The sequence below is a fragment of the Streptomyces sp. NPDC101151 genome, from assembly GCF_044768335.1.
Lineage (GTDB): Bacteria > Actinomycetota > Actinomycetes > Streptomycetales > Streptomycetaceae > Streptomyces.
Map to the genome: position 1 here is coordinate 1,906 of NZ_JBIWPP010000028.1, position 17,761 is coordinate 19,666.

General features: G+C 72.4%; 15 protein-coding genes. 10 read left to right on the top strand and 5 right to left on the bottom strand.

The features are described from left to right. Positions 1-1,988: DEAD/DEAH box helicase (locus ACIRU3_RS35150; protein ID WP_404065274.1), on the bottom strand; the 1,988-nt coding region annotated here is incomplete at its 3' end. A 503-nt stretch (positions 1,989-2,491) separates the two neighbouring features. Here ACIRU3_RS35150 and ACIRU3_RS35155 point away from each other — a divergent pair. Next, entirely contained in the window at positions 2,492-3,229 is a 738-nt protein-coding gene (locus ACIRU3_RS35155) for a ferritin-like fold-containing protein (RefSeq protein WP_404065277.1), read from the top strand. 142 nt (positions 3,230-3,371) lie between these two features. On the opposite strand, the gene ACIRU3_RS35160 is transcribed toward ACIRU3_RS35155, so the two are convergent. The 4 genes from ACIRU3_RS35160 to ACIRU3_RS35175 form a co-directional block, all read right to left on the bottom strand. Further along, on the bottom strand, positions 3,372-3,641 hold the full coding sequence (locus ACIRU3_RS35160; protein WP_404065280.1) for a hypothetical protein: 270 nt from the start codon (positions 3,639-3,641) through the stop codon (positions 3,372-3,374). A gap of 171 nt (positions 3,642-3,812) precedes the next feature. Next, a complete protein-coding gene (locus tag ACIRU3_RS35165) occupies positions 3,813-4,040 on the bottom strand; it encodes a DUF3107 domain-containing protein (protein ID WP_404065284.1) in 228 nt (75 codons plus the stop codon). Between the two features lie 134 nt (positions 4,041-4,174). Continuing rightward, positions 4,175-4,816 (bottom strand): TetR/AcrR family transcriptional regulator, encoded by a 642-nt coding sequence (locus ACIRU3_RS35170; protein WP_404065287.1) that lies wholly within the window; start codon positions 4,814-4,816, stop codon positions 4,175-4,177. 166 nt (positions 4,817-4,982) lie between these two features. After that, entirely contained in the window at positions 4,983-5,207 is a 225-nt protein-coding gene (locus ACIRU3_RS35175) for a hypothetical protein (RefSeq protein WP_404065290.1), read from the bottom strand. Between the two features lie 258 nt (positions 5,208-5,465). Here ACIRU3_RS35175 and ACIRU3_RS35180 point away from each other — a divergent pair, with 258 nt between their 5' ends. The 9 genes from ACIRU3_RS35180 to ACIRU3_RS35220 all read left to right on the top strand — a co-directional run bounded on the left by ACIRU3_RS35180 (position 5,466) and on the right by ACIRU3_RS35220 (position 17,358). Further along, positions 5,466-6,578, top strand: a complete 1,113-nt coding sequence (locus ACIRU3_RS35180) for an alpha/beta fold hydrolase (protein WP_404065293.1) — start codon at positions 5,466-5,468, stop codon at positions 6,576-6,578. Between the two features lie 7 nt (positions 6,579-6,585). Continuing rightward, on the top strand, positions 6,586-8,274 hold the full coding sequence (locus ACIRU3_RS35185; protein WP_404065296.1) for a DUF3152 domain-containing protein: 1,689 nt from the start codon (positions 6,586-6,588) through the stop codon (positions 8,272-8,274). 56 nt (positions 8,275-8,330) lie between these two features. After that, a complete protein-coding gene (locus ACIRU3_RS35190; protein WP_404065299.1) occupies positions 8,331-8,426 on the top strand; it encodes an Ms4533A family Cys-rich leader peptide in 96 nt (31 codons plus the stop codon). A 180-nt stretch (positions 8,427-8,606) separates the two neighbouring features. Next, complete coding sequence (locus ACIRU3_RS35195) at positions 8,607-10,325, top strand: ABC transporter substrate-binding protein (RefSeq protein WP_404065302.1); 1,719 nt, start codon at positions 8,607-8,609, stop codon at positions 10,323-10,325. Positions 10,326-10,329: 4 nt separating this feature from the next. Beyond that, the gene (locus ACIRU3_RS35200; protein WP_404065305.1) at positions 10,330-11,469 is read left to right on the top strand and encodes an ABC transporter permease; all 1,140 of its coding nucleotides are present in this window, start codon (positions 10,330-10,332) and stop codon (positions 11,467-11,469) included. Further along, positions 11,466-12,464, top strand: coding sequence for an ABC transporter permease (locus ACIRU3_RS35205; RefSeq protein ID WP_404065308.1), 999 nt, complete (start codon positions 11,466-11,468; stop codon positions 12,462-12,464). Before ACIRU3_RS35200 ends, ACIRU3_RS35205 begins: the two co-directional genes overlap by 4 nt. Then, positions 12,461-14,053, top strand: a complete 1,593-nt coding sequence (locus tag ACIRU3_RS35210; protein ID WP_404065311.1) for a dipeptide ABC transporter ATP-binding protein — start codon at positions 12,461-12,463, stop codon at positions 14,051-14,053. The genes ACIRU3_RS35205 and ACIRU3_RS35210 overlap by 4 nt, the downstream gene beginning before the upstream one ends. A gap of 228 nt (positions 14,054-14,281) precedes the next feature. Further along, positions 14,282-15,985 (top strand): DUF3492 domain-containing protein, encoded by a 1,704-nt coding sequence (locus tag ACIRU3_RS35215; protein WP_404065313.1) that lies wholly within the window; start codon positions 14,282-14,284, stop codon positions 15,983-15,985. A gap of 44 nt (positions 15,986-16,029) precedes the next feature. Continuing rightward, positions 16,030-17,358 (top strand): hypothetical protein, encoded by a 1,329-nt coding sequence (locus tag ACIRU3_RS35220; RefSeq protein WP_404065532.1) that lies wholly within the window; start codon positions 16,030-16,032, stop codon positions 17,356-17,358. The last annotated feature ends 403 nt before the right edge of the window (positions 17,359-17,761 follow it).

Below are 17,761 nucleotides of genomic sequence, written 5' to 3' on the forward strand. Positions count from 1 at the left end.
GCCGGGGCGGCCTCGTCCGTGCCTTCGGCCGTCGCGACCGCTGCTTCGGCGGCCGGTTCGGCCGTCTTGCGGGTCCGGCGGCGCGGCTTGGCCTCGATGGCCTCGGCCGTCTCGACCGCGGCTTCGGCGGCTGCGGCCGTCTTGCGGGTGCGGCGCGGCTTGGTCTCGACCTCCGCCTCCACCGCCTCCGGAGCGGTGGCTGCGGTCTTGCGGGTGCGGCGGGGCTTGGTCGCCGGGGCGGCCTCGTCCGTGCCTTCGGCCGTCGCGACCGCTGCTTCGGCGGCCGGTTCGGCCGTCTTGCGGGTCCGGCGGCGCGGCTTGGCCTCGGCGGCCTCGACAGTGGCCTCGGCCACCGGCGCGGCGTCAACCGGCTCGGCCTCGGTCACCGGAGCCTCGGTCACCGGGGCTTCGGCCGTCTCCGCCGACTTGCGGGTGCGGCGTCGGCGCGGCTTCTCCGAGGTCTCCAGCGTGGCCGGGCCCTCCACCGTGTCCACAGCGGCCTCGGGGGTCGCGGTGGCGGCAGCGGCCGTGACCGCCTCGGCCGCGGATCCGCCGCGGGTGCGGCGACGGCGGCGCGGGGTGCGGGTCGCCGTCGGCTCCTCCGCGGTGCCGGTCTCGGCGGCCGGCGCCGTGGTGGTCGTGGCCGGGGAGTCCTCGACCACCGACCCGTTGCGCGTGCGGCGGCGACGGCGCGGGGTGCGCGCCGAGCGCTCACGCTCGGCCGTGGCGGCGTCGGCGCGGTCACGGTCGCGGTCACGACCGCCCCGGCCACCGCGACCGCGTGCACCGCGGCCGCCGGTCTCGCCCAGGTCCTCCAGCTCCTCCGCGTCGAGCCCGGCGCGGGTGCGCTCCGAGCGCGGCAGGGTGCCCTTGGTGCCCTCGGGGATACCGAGGTCCGAGAACAGGTGAGGGGAGCTCGAGTACGTCTCCGGCGGGTCGTTGAAGTCCAGCTCCAGCGCCTTGTTGATCAGCTGCCAGCGCGGGATGTCGTCCCAGTCGACGAAGGTGATCGCCGTACCCTTGGCGCCCGCACGGCCGGTACGGCCGACGCGGTGCAGGTACGTCTTCTCGTCCTCGGGGGACTGGTAGTTGATGACGTGGGTCACGCCCTCGACGTCGATACCGCGCGCGGCGACATCGGTGCAGACGAGGACGTCGACCTTGCCGTTGCGGAAGGCCCGCAGGGCCTGCTCGCGCGCGCCCTGGCCGAGGTCGCCGTGAACCGCGCCGGAGGCGAACCCGCGGCGCTGCAGCTGCTCGGCGATGTCGGCGGCCGTCCGCTTCGTGCGGCAGAAGATCATCGCGAGTCCGCGGCCGTCGGCCTGCAGGATGCGGGCGGCCATCTCCGGCTTGTCCATGGAGTGCGCGCGGTAGACGAACTGCTTGATGTTCGCGACGGTCGCGCCCTGGTCGTCCGGCGCGGTGGCGCGGATGTGCGTGGGCTGCGACATGTAGCGGCGCGCGAGCCCGATGACCGCGCCCGGCATGGTCGCCGAGAACAGCATCGTCTGGCGCTTGGCCGGAAGCATGTTGATGATCTTCTCGACGTCGGGCAGGAAGCCCAGGTCGAGCATCTCGTCGGCCTCGTCGAGGACCAGGCTCTTGATGTGGTTGAGGTTCAGCTTCTTCTGCCCGGCCAGGTCCAGCAGCCGGCCAGGAGTGCCGACGACCACGTCGACGCCCTTCTTCAGGGCCTCGACCTGGGGCTCGTAGGCCCGGCCGCCGTAGATCGCGAGCACGCGCACGTTACGGACCTTGCCGGCCGTCAGCAGGTCGTTGGTGACCTGGGTGCACAGCTCGCGTGTGGGCACCACGACGAGCGCCTGCGGGGCGTCCGTGAGGGCCTCGGGGGCGGCGCGTCCGGCCTCGACATCGGCGGGGACGGTGACGCGCTCGAGGAGCGGGAGGCCGAAGCCCAGCGTCTTGCCGGTGCCGGTCTTGGCCTGGCCGATGACGTCCGTGCCGGAAAGGGCGACGGGGAGCGTCATCTCCTGGATGGGGAAGGGAGTGATGATGCCGACGGCTTCCAGGGCCTCGGCGGTCTCGGGAAGGATCCCGAGGTCACGAAACGTCGTAGTCAGGGTTATGCCTCTTCTGTGAACGCGGTGCGAGGCGAGCGCGGGGGTCATGTCTGACCGTGCCGGGGACGTCGGCTGCCGTACGGACGAACCACTGGGGCAAGCCGTATGACACGGGACCACTGCCGACGCTCTAGCGCTCGTACCGCTGAGGGTGTCCCTCCGGTCGTCGTACGTAATCCGGCGTACGGCCAGGGAGGGCTGTCGGGTCGGAGCCGATCGGGCCACCGACCGGGCATCCTCATGCGTGCGGCCTGTCGGGACGCATCGAACATCGTCGACGCACTCAGCCAGGCGCATTACCACCATACCCCGGATTCGCGCACATGCGATGGCCGATTTGGTCACGTAGTCGTGGTCACAGTGGTTGACCAGGGCTTCCGGGGCAGGGCAAGCGAGCTATTGTGCGCCTCATGACTAGCTCTGACAAGCCTGAGAACGAGTCCGCCGAACTCACCGGTGTCGCCGCCCAGGACTGGGCGCAGGCCTCCGCCGACCCGCACTACCGTGCCGCGGTCGTGGACCTGCTGGGTGCGCTCGCGTACGGGGAGCTTGCGGCGTTCGAGCGGCTCGCGGAGGACGCCAAGCTGGCGCCGACGCTCGCGGACAAGGCGGAGCTGGCGAAGATGGCCTCGGCCGAGTTCCACCACTTCGAGCGGCTGCGGGACCGGCTGACCGAGATCGGCGAGGAGCCGACCGCGGCGATGGAGCCCTTCGTGGCGGCCCTGGACGGCTTCCACAAGCAGACGGCGCCCTCGGACTGGCTGGAGGGCCTGGTCAAGGCGTACGTCGGTGACTCGATCGCGAGCGACTTCTACCGGGAGGTCGCGGCCCGGCTGGACTCCGACTCGCGCGAGCTGGTTCTGGCCGTTCTCGATGACACCGGGCACGCCGGTTTCGCGGTGGAGAAGGTGCGTGCGGCGATCGACGCCGACCCGCGCGTGGGCGGCCGGCTGGCGCTGTGGGCGCGACGGCTGATGGGCGAGGCGCTGTCGCAGTCGCAGCGGGTCGTCGCCGACCGGGATGCGCTGTCCACGATGCTCGTGGGCGGTGTCGCCGACGGGTTCGATCTTGCCGAGGTCGGCAGGATGTTCTCTCGGATCACCGAGGCGCACACGAAGCGGATGGCTGCGCTGGGCCTCGCGGCCTGAGAGCCGTCGCACCGCCTGCGGGGCGGTTCGGCCGTCTCGCGGCCGGCGCTCGTTCGTGGCCGGCCGCGCAGTTCCCCGCAGCCCTGCGGCCACGTCGTCCTGTCGGCCACGTCGCGTCCTGTCGGCTGCGCCGTCCGGGCGGCTACGCCGTCGCTGATCGTCGGCGCAGACGGCGTGCCGGGCGCAGGAGCAGGGAGAGCGAGGCCGCCGAGACGATCGCGGCGCCCAGGAGGCTCAGCAGAACGCTGCCGGGGCCGAGGGCGCTGTGGGTGACGAAGTCACCGAAAAGGGCTCCGGCGATGCCTGTCGAGAAGACAAGCGGGCGGGTGGGCAGGCGGTGTGCCAGTCGCTGGGTCGCCACCCAGGCGAGAAGCAGGCCGAGCAAGGCGGATCCGAGTGCTTCCAGGATCATGTCGGGGGGTCCCTCCCACGGCCGGCCCGTGCTTCACGGTCGTAGCCCGTCATACCCGTGACCTGCGGATTGCAATCCTCCTCTGTGGACGACTTGTGCGCCATCTGTGCGCACGCCCCACAGGCGGAGGGGCCCCGCGGCACATGCCACGGGGCCCCTCTGCGACTTGGCCTAGAGCGTGCCGAAGCCCACCTTGCGGACGGTCGGCTCGCCGATCTCCACGTACGCCAGACGGTCCGTCGGAACCAGGACCTTGCGGCCCTTCTCGTCCTCGAGGCTCAGCAGCTGCGTCTTTCCGGCCAGCGCCTCCGACACCACGCGCTCGACCTCCGCGACGCTCTGACCGCTCTCCAGAACGATCTCGCGGGGCGCGTGCTGCACGCCGATCTTGACCTCCACGGCTATGTCCCTCCGACGGTCAGTGATGTGCGCGATCTTCCGCGCCGTACGCAGCACACATTAGCCCGGTGAGGGGACGTACACGCTGCGGGCCGGAACGCCAACAGCGAACACCGGGCGGGAACACATGTCCGTCAGTGGTGTTCGGTGCCGTGCAGCGGGAAGCCGGCGATGCCCCGCCAGGCCAGCGAGGTCAGCAGCTGCACCGCCTGGTCGCGCGGCACACTGCGGTCGCTGTGCAGCCAGGAACGGGCGACCACCTGGGCCAGACCGCCCAGACCGGAGGCGAGCAGCATCGACTCCGCGCTCGACAGGCCCGTGTCCTCGGCGATGACCTCGCAGATCGCCTCGGCACAGTCGTTGGTGACCTTGTCGACGCGCTCGCGCACCGCGGGCTCGTTCGTCAGGTCCGACTCGAAGACCAGGCGGAAGGCGCCGCCGTCGTCCTCGACGTACGCGAAGTAGGCGTCCATGGTCGCCCGCACGCGCTGCTTGTTGTCGGTCGTCGACGCGAGCGCGCCGCGCACGGCCTGGATCAGCGACTCGCAGTGCTGGTCCAGAAGGGCTAGGTAGAGGTCGAGCTTGCCGGGGAAGTGCTGGTAGAGCACCGGCTTGCTCACGCCCGCCCGCTCGGCGATGTCGTCCATCGCCGCCGCGTGGTAGCCCTGTGCGACGAAGACCTCCTGGGCAGCGCCCAGGAGCTGGTTCCGTCGGGCTCGGCGCGGCAGACGGGTGCCACGCGGGCGCGCCGCCTCGGTGTGCTCGATGGCTGTCACGCCGCCTCCCAAAGTCGTCCACATGCGGTGTCGGCCGCGCGGCCATCGTACTTTTCGGTAACCGTGGTGTGCGCGGTGCGAGCGCAGAATTTCACGTACCGGACGCCGAAGAAAGCCACGAAGCCCCCCTTGCATGGCCGCCCGAGTGCCGCGAGGTCCCGCGAGGTCAGCGGTAGTCGTCCTCGTCGAGCGTGACCACGCGCGCCTGTTCGATGAGATCGGCCTCGTTCCCGCGGTCCGGGTCCACACCTGTCAGGGGTTCGTCGTGGTCCGGTGTGATGTCGGCGTGCTGCTCGACGGCGTCGCCCTCCGGGGCCTCGACGTCGATCTCCGGGGTGTCGTCGGCGTCCAGATCTTCGATGGCGTCGGGCTCGGTGGGGTCATAGGCCATGGTGGGCTCCCTTCCTACGAACGTCCCTGGAAGCAGCAGGGGCCACATGCGGGTGCCTCTGTATGAGCCTAGGAGACACCTGATCCGGACGCCATGCCGTGTGGGCCCGTTCGTCGTGCGGTTCCCCGGTACTGTCGCCGTGCGGTTCTCCGGGCCCTTTCTCCGTGTGGTTCTGCGGACCCGTTCCCGCCACGCCGGGACTCACCCTGTGACGGCGAACACATGAGCCACAGCGTGATCGTCTCGTAACATTGCCGCATGTCTTCGACCGAATCGCCGTTCGTACCGGCCGCCAGTGTCCTTCCGAGGGTGGCGCCCGTCCGGGTCGGCGAGGGCGAGCGGCTGAGGTCGGTGGGGCTGCCGGGGGTCACCCTGTCGGTCCGTTCGAGGGGCCCCGCGCGCGAGGGGCTGCCGACCGCGCTGTACGTCCACGGGCTCGGCGGGTCCTCGCAGAACTGGTCTGCGCTGATGAGAGAGCTGGACGGCGTCGTCGACAGCGAGGCGGTCGATCTGCCCGGCTTCGGTGACTCCCCGCCCCCGGACGACGGCGACTACTCGGTCACCGGGCATGCGCGCGCGGTCATCCGTTATCTCGACTCCGCCGGGCGCGGCCCGGTCCACCTCTTCGGCAACTCCCTCGGGGGAGCGGTCGCCACCCGCGTCTCCGCCGTACGCCCCGACCTCGTACGCACTCTCACACTCGTCTCGCCGGCCCTGCCGGAGCTGCGTGTGCAGCGGACCGCGGTGCCGACGGCCCTGCTGGGCGTGCCCGGAGTGGCCGCGCTCTTCACCCGCCTCACCAAGGAGTGGACGGCCGAGCAGCGGGTCGGCGGTGTGCTGGCCCTGTGCTACGGCGACCCCGGGCGGGTCTCGCACGAGGCGTTCCAGCAGGCGGTGGAGGAGCTGGAACGGCGGCTGCAACTGCCGTACTTCTGGGACGCGATGTCGCGCTCCGCGCGCGGGGTGGTCAACGCCTACACCCTCGGCGGCCAGCACGGGCTGTGGCGCCAGGCCGAGCGCGTGCTCGCTCCGACCCTTCTGATCTACGGCGGCCGCGACCAGCTGGTCGGCTTCCGCATGGCCCGCAAGGCCGCCCGCTCCTTCCGTGACTCCCGCCTGCTGTCCCTGCCGACGGCCGGGCACGTGGCGATGATGGAGTACCCGGAGGTGGTGGCCGGGGCGTTCCGGGAACTCCTCTCGGAGGCGCGGGAGTTCGGGGGCGCCGGTCAGGTGGGCGGTGCCGGCCGGTCCGCACGTACGGGGCCGTCCGGGGACACGGGGCCGTCCGGGGCCGCGGAGGTCGCGGCGCCGGGCACCGGCTCCGCCACTGCCGCCGGTGGCGACGTCGCCGCCACGGGCGCGGGGAGCTGAGGCCGAGGTGGGACGTCACAGCCGCCGCGGCCCGGCCCCCAAGAGCGAGCCCGCGGACATAGCCGGACAGCGAGGGGGGCGGGGCTCGGCCTCCGTCACTTCGCGCGAGGCCCGACAGCCCGGCCTGCCCGGCCGGCGACAGGCACCGGACGAGGCTCCCAACGGCCGTCGCGCACCGCGCCCGGCCCAGGGCCCGCCCGGTTTCCCGGCGGGGACGCCGACGGGAGGCGTGCCGCGGTTCTCCGACGGCACGCCCGCCCATGGGGTGCCGGGCTTTCCCGAGGGAACTCCGGCTCAGGGGGTACCGCGGTTTCCTGACGGCACGCCCGCCCATGGGGTGCCCCGGCTGCCCGACGGCACGCCCGCTCAGGGTGTTCCGCGTTTCCCGGGTGGACCGGGGGCGCAAGGGGGCCGGCGTGCGCCCGAGGGCACTCCGGCGCACGGGACTCCGCGCCTGCCGGACGGCACGCCCGCCCACGGCGTTCCCCGGCTGCCGGACGGCACCCCCGCCCACGGTGTCCCGCGATTCGGCGGTGGCGCCGCCCAGTCCCGAGGCGGACATCCCGAGCAGCGTGAAGTCGGTGGTGGCTGGGGCGAGTTCGCGGGACCGCCCGGCGGTGGTACCGGGATCGCTCCCGGGGCTCCCGGGGTCCGGCAGGGCGAGGGTGGGCCCGGCGTTGCGCTCCCGCGCCAGCGGCAGGGCGGCCCGAGGCGTTCCGGTGGCGGGCCCAGGCAGGACTACCTCGAAGCCTTCGAGGAGGACGTCGACGTCTTCGAGCCCCGCTCCGGCGGCGCTGTGCCCGGCGAGGTGCAGGAGCCGTACAGCCCTGTCGTCGACCCGTCGGCGGCCGGAGCCGGTGACGACGGCGACGACGCACCCCCGGCCGGGCTGCCCGCGCAGCGCGGCGGCAAGGGGAGGGCCTTCACCGGCATCGCGGCCGCGGCCGTGACCACCGTGCTCGCGGTCATCGTCGCCGGGCAGGTCGTCGGCGACCATGACGACTCCGACGTACGGTCGCAGTCCGCCCCCGACCGGGCGGGCGGCACCCCGGCCGCCGGGCAGGGCGTCCCGTCCGCCGCGCCGAGCGCGGCGACGCTGACGTACGAGCAGAAGATGGACAAGAAGTACCCGCTCAGCGTCACGCTGAAGGGCTCGGGGAAGTTCGACGCCGTCCCAGGCTTCGACAAGGCGCCCGGCAAGGGGCAGAAGTACACCTACCGCGTGGATGTCGAGCAGGGGCTCGGCCTGGACGGCGCGCTGTTCGCCGAGGCCGTGCAGAAGACGCTGAACGACAACCGCAGCTGGGCCCATGAAGGCGCCCGTACCTTCGAGCGCATCTCCTCCGGCAAACCCGACTTCGTGATCACACTGGCCAGTCCCGGCACCACCGCCAAGTGGTGCGCCAAGTCCGGTCTGGACACCACCGAGGACAACGTCTCCTGCGACTCGGCGTCCACCGAACGCGTGATGATCAACGCCTACCGGTGGGCCCAGGGCAGCAAGACATACGGGGACAAAATCTATCCGTACCGGCAGATGCTCATCAATCACGAGGTCGGCCACCGGCTCGGTCACGGCCATGTGACGTGCGACAAGGACGGCGAACTCGCCCCGGTCATGCAGCAGCAGACGAAATTCCTCGACCATGACGGAATCCACTGTCTGCCCAACCCCTGGCCCTATCCCCGGAGTTGACGGGTGCCACTTGTGTCACATTGACATGAGTCGCAGGTTCGTTCATATTTTCAAGCATGTGGTCTAGTCATGCCGTCTCCAGCAGCGCCGCCATCGAGCTGGCGCTGATCGGCGTGACCGCGCTCTGCGTGGCCGACATCCACTGTCGCTGACGCCCCTCCCTGGCGTTCGCGTCGCGACATCTCTCCCTTTTTCCGTCCGTGACCATGTCGCGGACTCTTCGACGACCCGACGCCCGGGGCCGACGTCTGCCCGCAGTCGTCTCACTCCTCGTCCGCATGTCTCACTCTTCGAGAAATCCTCGATCAGTTCCCCGAGAGGTCGTCATTCCGATGCGTCAACCGTCCGTGAACAGAGCCCGTGTGGCGACCGTTTCGCTTGCCCTGGTCGTGGCAGCGGGCGCCGCCGCCTGTGGCCCGAAGGACAACGATGCCAAGGGCTCCGGCGGCGACTCCGCGCCGCGCAAGGGCGGCACGCTCACGGTGCTGAACTCCAACCCCCAGCAGGATTTCGACCCCGCCCGCCTGTACACCTCCGGCGGCGGCAACGTCCCGTCCCTGGTCTTCCGTACGCTCACCACGCGCAACCGCGAGAACGGCGCGGCCGGCGCCGAGGTCGTCCCGGACCTCGCCACCGACACCGGACGTCCCGGCAAGGACGCGACCGTGTGGACGTACACCCTGAAGAAGGGCCTCAAGTACGAGGACGGCACCCCGATCACCTCGGCCGACATCAAGTACGGCATCGAGCGCTCGTTCGCCCCCGAACTCTCCGGCGGCGCCCCCTACTTGCGGGACTGGCTGGTCGGCGCCGCCGACTACCAGGGCCCCTACAAGGACAAGCAGGGCCTCTCGGCGATCGAGACGCCCGACGAGCGGACCATCGTCTTCCACCTGAACAAGCCCGAGGGCGAGTTCCCCTTCCTCGCCACGCAGACGCAGTTCACCCCGGTCCCGAAGAGCAAGGACACGGGCACCAAGTACGAGGAGCACCCGGTCTCCTCGGGCCCCTACAAGGTCGTCAAGAACGAGAACGACGGCGAGCACCTCGTCCTGGAGCGCAACACCCACTGGTCCACGGCCGTCGACGCCGAGCGCAAGGCGTACCCGGACACCATCGACGTACGCTCCGGCCTCGACTCCTCCGTGATCAACCAGCGGCTGTCCGCGTCCCAGGGAGCGGACGCGGCCACGGTCACCACGGACACCAACCTCGGCCCGGCCGAACTCGCCAAGGTGACCGGCGACAAGGAGCTGGCCGCGCGCGTGGGCACCGGCCACTTCGGCTACACCGACTACCTCGCCTTCAACCCGAAGGTGAAGCCGTTCGACGACCCCAAGGTGCGGCAGGCGATCTCGTACGCCATCGACCGGACGTCCGTCGTCAACGCGGCCGGCGGTTCGGCGCTCGCCGAGCCCGCCACCACCTTCCTGCCCGACCAGAAGTCCTTCGGCTACACGCCCTACGACCTCTTCCCGGCGGGCGGGACCGGCAACGCGGCCAAGGCCAAGGCGCTGCTGACGGAGGCGGGCCACAAGAACGGGCTCACCATCACGCTCACCCACTCCAACAGCAAGGATTTCGAGACCAGCCCCGAGATCGCGACCGCCGTCCAGGACGCGCTCAAGAAGGCCGGCATCACGGTCAAGCTGCAGGGCCTGGAGGAGAACGACTACGCGGACAAGATCCACGGCGTCAGGACCGAGCCCGGCCTCTTCCTCGCCCACTGGGGTGCCGACTGGCCCTCCGGCGGTCCCTTCCTCGCCCCGATCTTCGACGGCCGGCAGATCGTCAAGGATGGAGCGAACTTCAACACGGGCCTGCTGAACGACAAGTCGGTCAATGACGAGATTGACGCGATCAACAAGTTGACCGACCTTGACGCTGCCGCCCAGCGGTGGGGTGCACTGGACAAGAAGATCGGCGAGCAGGCCCTGGTCGTGCCGCTGTTCCACCCGGTCTACCAGCGCCTGTACGGCAAGGACGTCAAGAACATCGTCATCAGCGACTGGACCGGCGTGCTGGACATCTCCCAGGTCGCGGTGAGGTAGAGCCGTGAGTGAGGCACTTGTCGCCTCCCAGGCCCCCGGGACGGGCACACCTGTCCCTGGGGTTTCGGGGGCCCGTCAGTTCTGGCGGCGGCTGCGGGAGCGGCGCGCCGCCCTGGCCGCCGCGGCCGTCGTCGCGCTGCTCGTCCTGGTCGCGCTCGCCGCACCCCTGCTCACCGCCCTGGAGGGCCAGGACCCGACCACGTACCACCCTTCCCTGATCGACTCCGCGCGCGGCGGCGTGCCCATCGGCTCGTTCGGCGGCGCCGGCGCCGACCACTGGCTGGGCGTCGAACCGCAGACCGGCCGCGACCTGTTCGCGCGTCTGGTGTACGGGGCACGGGTGTCGCTGGCGGTCGCGTTCGCGGCCACCGTGATGCAGGTCGTCATCGGGGTCGTGATCGGTGTGGCCTCCGCCCTCGGCAGTGGATGGGTTGATCAACTGTTGAGCCGCATCACGGACGTCATCGTCGCCCTGCCGCTGATGATCATGTCGTTGGCGCTGCTCGCGATCGTCCCGTCGAGCTTCCCGCGGCCCGTCCTGGTCAGCCTGGTCATCGGCCTGATCGCCTGGGGCAACATCGCCAAGATCGTGCGCGCCCAGACCCTCACCCTCAAGGGGCTCGACTACGTCTCCGCCGCCCGGCTGAGCGGCTGGGGCACCTGGCGGATCGCCCGCCGTGAGCTGCTGCCCGGCCTCGCCGCGCCCGTCCTCACATACGCCGCGCTGCTCGTGCCCACGAACATCTCAGCCGAGGCGGCCCTGTCCTTCCTCGGCGTCGGTGTGAAGCCGCCGACGCCCTCCTGGGGCCAGATGCTCACCGCCGCCGACGTCTGGTACCAGGCGGCACCGCAGTACCTGCTGCTGCCGGCCGGCGCCCTGTTCCTGACCGTCCTCGCCCTCACCGTCCTCGGCGACGGCGTGCGTACCGCCCTCGACCCGCGCGCGGCCTCCCGGCTGCGTGTCGGCACCGGGCGCAAGGACCCGTCCGGCCGCAAGGACACATCCACCGGCAAGGACGCATCCACCGGCAAGGACGCATCCGCAGGCAAGAACGCATCCGTGGGCAAGAACGTATCCACCGGCAAGGACACATTGGCCGGCAGGAACGCACCCCTGAGCAGTGACAAGGAGGCGACCGCATGAGCGGCTTCGGCGGATTCCTCCTGCGCCGCGCCGCGGGCACGGTGGTCACCCTGCTCGCCATCTCGGTGCTCGTCTACGTCGTCTTCTACGCCACCCCCGGAAACGTCGCCCAGATCACCTGCGGCCCGCGCTGTTCCCCGGAACAGGTGCACCAGGTCGCCGCGCAGCTGAAGCTCGGCGACCCGCTCTATCTGCGCTACTGGCACTTCCTCGAGGGCCTCCTCGTCGGCCAGGACTTCTCGACCGGCACCTCGGTGGCGCACTGCTCGGCGCCCTGCCTGGGGTTGTCGTACCAGAGCGACCAGCAGGTCCTGGACATCGTCCTGACCAAGCTGCCGGTCAGCCTGTCCCTCGTCCTCGGCGCGATGGTGCTGTGGCTCGTGATCGGAGTCGGCACCGGTGTGCTGTCCGCCTGGCGGCGCGGCCGGTTCTCCGAGCGCGTGCTGACCGCGGTCACACTCGCCGGCTGGGCGACCCCCGTCTTCGTCCTCGGGCTCGTCCTGATGATCGTCGTCTGCGGAGAACTCCGGCTGCTGCCCTTCCCGCAGTACGTGAACTTCGGCGACGACCCCGAACAGTGGGCGTGGAACCTGCTGCTGCCCTGGCTCTCGCTCGCCCTGATCGAGGCCGCCGCGTTCGCCCGGCTCACCCGTGCCTCGATGCTGGAGACCCTCGCCGAGGACCACATCCGCACCTTCCGCGCCTACGGCGTGAGCGAGCGGGCGATCGTCGCCCGGCACGCCCTGCGCGGCGCGCTCGCGCCCGTCATCGCGCTGAACGCCAACAACGTCGGCTCGGCCATCGGCGGCGCCGTCCTCACCGAGACCCTGTTCGGCCTGCCCGGCATCGGCCAGGAGCTGGTGCACGCGGTGAAGGTCGTCGACCTGCCGGTCGTCGTCGGCATGGTCCTGGTCATCGGCTTCTTCGTGGTCATCGCCAACGCCGTCGCGGACGTTCTGTACGCGGTGGCCGACCGACGGGTGGTACTCGCATGAGCCTGGTGGAAGTCACCGGTCTGACCGTCGAGTTCGGCTCCCTGCGCGCCGTGGACGGGCTCTCCTTCCGGCTGGAGAAGGGCGCCGCCCTCGCGCTCGTCGGCGAGTCCGGCTCCGGCAAGTCCACGGTCGCCGGGGCCCTGCTGGGCCTGCACCGGGGCACCGGAGCGCGGGTCGGCGGCTCGGTCGGCGTCGCCGGCACGGACGTACAGCGGGCCACCGACGAGGAACTGCGGCGGCTGCGCGGCGCGAAGGCAGCCATGGTCTTCCAGGACCCGCTGTCCTCGCTCGACCCGTACTACGCGATCGGTGACCAGATCGCCGAGGTCCACCGCGTGCACGCGCGCGTGTCGCGCCGGACCGCACGCGCGCGGGCCGTCGAGGTCCTGGACAGGGTGGGAATCCCGGACGCACGGCGCCGGTCCCGCTCCCGTCCGCACGAGTTCAGCGGCGGAATGCGCCAGCGCGCCCTCATCGCCATGGCGCTCGCCTGCTCGCCCGACCTGCTGATCGCCGACGAGCCCACGACGGCCCTCGACGTCACCGTCCAGGCCCAGATCCTCGACCTGCTGCACACGCTGCGCGAGGAGACCGGCATGGGTCTGCTGCTCGTCACCCACGATGTCGGCGTCGCCGCGGAGAGTGTCGACGAGGTGCTGGTCATGCGGCACGGCAAGGCCGTCGAACACGGTCCGGTCGGCACGGTCCTGGGAGCGCCCGCGCAGGCGTACACCCGCGAACTGCTCGACGCCGTCCCGCGCGTGGACGCCCCGCGCCCGCCCTCCCGGCCGGCCGACGAGGTCGTGCTGGAGGCCACCGGGCTCCGGCGCGAGTTCGGGCGCGGCAGGCGGGCCTTCACGGCTGTGGACGACGTCTCGCTCACCGTCCGCCGGGGCGAGACCCTGGGCGTCGTGGGGGAGAGCGGCAGCGGCAAGACCACGCTCGGCCGCATGCTGGTCGGGCTGCTGGAGCCGACCGCCGGCGGGATCCGCCACGCGGGGCGCCCGCACACCGGCGTGAACCCGGCCCTCCAGATGGTCTTCCAGGACCCCGTCTCCTCCCTCAACCCCCGCCGCAGCGTGGGCGAGTCCATCGCCGACCCGCTCCGCGCGCGCGGGGAACGTGACGAGCAGCGCGTCCGGGGGCGCGTGACCGAACTGCTGGAGCGCGTGGGGCTCGAAGCGGCGCACTACGACCGCTACCCGCACGAGTTCAGCGGGGGACAGCGCCAGCGCGTGGGCATCGCGCGGGCGCTCGCGGCCGACCCGCGCGTCATCGTCTGCGACGAGCCCGTCTCGGCGCTCGACGTCACGACACAGGCCCAGGTGGTCGACCTGCTCGGCGAACTGCAGCGGGAACTCGGCCTCGCGCTCGTGTTCATCGCACACGACCTCGCGGTCGTCCGCCAGGTCAGCGACCGCGTCGCGGTGATGCGCCGCGGTCAGGTCGTGGAGTGCGGACCCGTCGACGAGGTGTACGACGCCCCGCGCGATCCGTACACCAGGCAGCTCCTGGCCGCCGTACCCGCCCTCGACCCCGAGGTGGCGGCCCAGCGGCGGGCGGCCCGGCAGGAGCCTGCCGCGGCGTGACGCCCAGGAGCCTGCCGCGGCGCAACGTTTCGCATGCGGGTGATCACCGTCTGATCTCCTAGCGTGACGGAACGCGACCCGCACACGAAAGTTACGACCGTTCACCCCTTTTGGTGGTGCGATGGACAACCGTCCGTCGCACCACCGCCTTGTCCGCATACCTTCTTCCCGCTGTGAGCCGCCGGGAAGAACGGCGGCTCTCACTCACAGGAGATCGGGGGTGCACGCGTGCGCATCGGACTGCTTACGGAGGGTGGCTATCCGTATGTGAGCGGTGACGCCGGGCTCTGGTGCGACCGGCTCGTGCGCGGGCTCGCACAGCACGAGTTCGACATCTACGCGCTCAGCCGCAGCAGACAGCAGGAGGACGCGGGCTGGGTCCCGCTCCCCGAGCAGGTCAGCAGGGTGCGTACGGCCCCGCTGTGGACGGCCGAGGACGACGGGGTCGCCTACGGTCGGCGCGCGCGCCGGCGCTTCACCGAGTGTTACGGCGAACTGGTCGGGGTGGTGTGCGCCGGGGCCGACGCCCCGTCCGATGCTGAGTCCGGCCAACTGGCGGACCGTTTCGGCAGCGCGCTCTACGGACTCGCCGAACTCGCCCGCGACGAGGGCGGACTGGTCGGTGCACTCCGCTCCGACACCGCCGTACGCGCCCTGGAACGCGCCTGCCGCGCACCCGGCGCGCTGCGCACGGCGCACGAGGCGCGCGTGCCCGACCTGCTCACCGTCACCGCGCACCTCGAACGCGCCCTGCGCCCCCTCTCCCTCGACTGGTACGGCGACCAGGGCCTCGGCGCGGCCGACCTCTGCCACGCCACCGCCGGCGGCCCCGCCGCCCTGCCCGGACTGCTCGCCCGGCACTTCGGCGACGTACCGCTGCTGGTCACCGAGTACGGCGTGCAACTGCGCTCGCACTACCTGGCCCTCGGCCCCGACACCGCCGCCCCCGCCGTACGCGCTCTGCTCGCCGCCTTCCACGGCCGGCTGGCCGCCGAGGTCTACCAGCGCGCCGCGATCCTCACGCCCGGCAACGCACACGCCCGCCGCTGGCAGGAACGGTGCGGCGCCGACCGCTCCCGGATCCGCACCGTCCACCCGGGCATGGAGGCCGCCCGATTCGCGGAGGTCGGCGAGTCCCCGGACCGCGCCGATGCGGACACGCTCGTCTGGGTCGGCCGCGTCGAACCCGTCAAGGACCTGGTCTCCCTGCTGCACGCCTTCGCCGAGGTGCGCAAGGAGGAGCCGAAGGCCCGTCTGCGGATCGTCGGCGCGCCGACGGCCCCCGAGGGCGAGGCCTATCTGGGCCACTGCCGGGCCCTCGCGGCCCAGCTCTTCCCGGACGAGGCGGAGGGTGCGCACGCGGTCGGCGACAACCCGGTCTCCTTCGAGGAGATCGGCGGCCCCGAGACCCCGACCCTGCCCGACGCGTACGCCGCCGGCGCCGTCGTGGTCCTCTCCAGCGTCGTCGAGGGCTTCCCGGTCAGCCTGGTCGAGGCCATGTTCTGCGGCCGCGCCACCGTGTCCACCGACGTCGGCGCCGTGGTGGAGGCCATCGGCGGCACGGGCCTCGTCGTGCCCCCGCGCAATCCGCGGGCGCTCGCGGAGGCGTGCGTGACGTTGCTGCGCGACCCCGAGCGCCGTGAGCGCCTCGGTGCCGCCGCGCGCGCCCGCGCGCTCGAACTCTTCACCGTCGAACAGAACATCTCGGCATTTCACAGCATTTACCTGGATATCGTCTCGCACTGCCCGGTACGCCGGGTCGTCCTCGACAAGGCCGGCGCCCCGCTGCCCTTCGCCGCCCCGGCCGAGGCCCACGTCCCCGTCCGCTGGACCGGCCCCACGGCCCGCGTCCTGACCCGGGGCGTTCCGGGCTGGGCGGCAGGCGGCCCGGTACGCGCAACCCCGCTGGCGGCTCCGGAGGGGGCACGGTGAGCGGCTCCGGCGGGGCGGACGGCACCCGGGACGGCAGGCACGTCATGAGCGAGCCGGGCGGATCGGACCGGCCCGCGATGCCCAGCGGCGCCGATGCCTGGGACGAGCGCTCGGGGGAGTGGGCGACAGGCGCCGGGAAGCACGGCGGGGCGAGCGTCGACGGCTTCGCGCGCGCGGGGACCTCCGCCGGCGCGGCCCGCCCCTCGGCCCGCCCGGTGCCGCTGCGGACCGAAACGGACTCCGGGCTCGGCAGGAGCCGTAGAACCGCCGCCCGGCGCGGTGCCGCCGACCCCGTGAAAGCCCTGTTGCACCGTCACCGGGAGCTGTGCGAACGGGCCGTGGACCCGTTGGAGATCGCCGCCGGGCTGGAGGCGCACGGGGTCACCGACCGCACGGCCGCCCGCTTCCGCCACCGCGACGTGTTCTCGCTCGCCGAGGAGCTGTACGCGCGCGTGCCCCGCGACGGCGCACCGCGCCCGCAGCCCGACCCCGTCCGTGTACCCCGCGTCCGGGCCGGCTGGGTCCTCCTCGCCCTCCTGCCCGGAGCGCTCGGTGCGGCCGCCGTGGCCGGGCTGCGCCTCACCCACGGGCAGGCCCGGCTGCTGGTGGCCCTCGGCGGACTCCTCGCCGTCGCCCTCGCCGTCCGCGCCGCGCTGCGCCACGGCCCCCTCGCCACCGAGCCCGGCGCACCCCCGTGGCGGGCGGCACCCGGCACGCGCGCCTGCGCCCTCTCTCTGCTCGGATACGCCCTGCTCGGCGACGGACTCCTGTCCGCCGTCGCGGCAGGCGGCCCCGACACCCTGCCCACCGGCGCCCCGGACGGCCCCTGGCCGATGACCGTCGCACCCACGCTCGCGCTCACCCTGGCCTGTGCCCCGGCCGCCTGGTGCGCCCATCTCCTGACCGCCGGAGCCCGTCGCAGGCTCGCCGCCAGCCGGGGCCTGGAGGACTTCACCGCCGCCGCCCGGCCGCTGCTGCTCGGCACGTTCGCCCTGTTCCTCGGCGCTCTCGCCGCCCTGCTCGCCCTGTGCGGCGCCGTCCTCCACGAAAGCGCGGGCTACCCGCAGGCGCTCACCCTGGGCGCGCTCCTCCTGCTCGCCCGCCTCCTCACCGTGCACCACCACCGGCACGCTCCCGCCCTCATGCTGGGCGCGGCGGCGGCCATCGAGGCGGCGGCCCCCGCCCTGCTCCTGACCGGCCGGCTGCCCGGCTGCGCCGTCCTTGCGACCCCCGTCCAGACCCTGGTGGACGCCGGGGGCCCGGCCGCCGTCCCGGCGCTCGCCTGCGGCAGCGCGGCCCTGACCCTGCTGGTCCACGCCCTGCGCACGCTCACCCGGGCCTCGGCCCACGCGTCGACGGGAGCATCCGAATGAACCTTCCGCCACCGGCCCGAACCGAGCCCGCCACCCGCCCCGAGCGCGTGGCAGCACCGGGCCGCGGCTTCAAGGCTCTGTCGCCACCTTCCCGCCCGCCCCGCGGTGCCTGGCGCGCGCTCGCCGCGTTGCCGAACCGCCCAGGCGGTTTCTCCCCCACGCTCGGCTCCGCTCACGCGGGGGGATCCCCCTCCAGGGCGCCGCGGCGCCCTGCGACCGGACGCCGCGGGACCCGCCCTCCGGGCGGACGACGGGAAGGCGACGACAGGGCCCAGGCGCCCGGCCCACCGCCGGAGGCAACCGCATCACCCCTGCGAAGGAGAAGACCAGATGACCACCTCCCGACACGGAGCGCCCGGAGCGTCCGGAGCGTCCGGAGCCTTGGGAGCAGCCGGAGCGCACA